Annotated in this window: 1 pseudogene; it reads left to right on the forward strand. The window is 46.4% G+C overall.

The window, feature by feature from the left end:
• Nucleotides 1–839: pseudogene (locus JMX98_RS14370) on the forward strand (IS3 family transposase); the annotation flags it as partial.

Raw genomic sequence — 839 nt, forward strand, 5'->3', positions numbered from 1 at the left:
ATAGCAGACAACAACGGCAATATCTCAGCCACTGCAAAGCAGATTGGCATCGCCATGCAGACCTTAACTAATTGGCACAGTAAAGCCAATCAAGGCAAACTTATCGGCACAGAACAATATGATCCTGAGCTTATGGCAGCTATTCAGGAAATAAAGCAGCTCAAGCGGCAACTTAAAGTGGCCGAAGAGGAACGAGAGATATTAAATGAGGAGGGATAAAGCGAAGCACTGCTTCGCCCCGACGCAAGATGAGAGCTATGCTCGAATGAGGCGACGGCGTACTTCGCGAATGAGGAACGTTAAGAAACAGTCTGGGAGACTGTTTTAGTGACGCAAGGCGAAGGGCTATGCACGCAGTGACAGTTGATGAAGTACGCCTTTATCAAAGACAACCAGCAAGTCTTTAGCATTAGTAGCATGTGCCGCGTACTACAGGTTAAACCCTCAAGCTACTATGACTGGCTAGGTCGTCATATCAGCTGTCAGCAGGTACATCGTAATCAGTGCGAGTTATTGGTTAAAGCCGCTCACAATGAAACGAAAGAACGTTATGGCGTAGATCGACTGCATGCGTATCTAAGCGGACAAGGACATAATATTAGTCTATACATGGTCAGAAGCATCAAAGAGGAACACGGCATCAAATGCCGTCGTCACAAGCGCTTTAAAGTCACCACCGACTCTAATCACAACAAGCTGGTCTATCCGAATGTGCTGCATCAGCAGTTTGATGCCAATCGCCCTAACCAAGCATGGGTAAGCGATATTACTTATATCTGGACACATGAGGGTTGGCTGTACTTAGCAGGAGTCAAAGACTTATACACTAAAGAGCTGGT

The sequence above is a fragment of the Psychrobacter sp. HII-4 genome (genome assembly GCF_904846595.1).
Classification (GTDB): Bacteria; Pseudomonadota; Gammaproteobacteria; order Pseudomonadales; family Moraxellaceae; genus Psychrobacter; species Psychrobacter celer.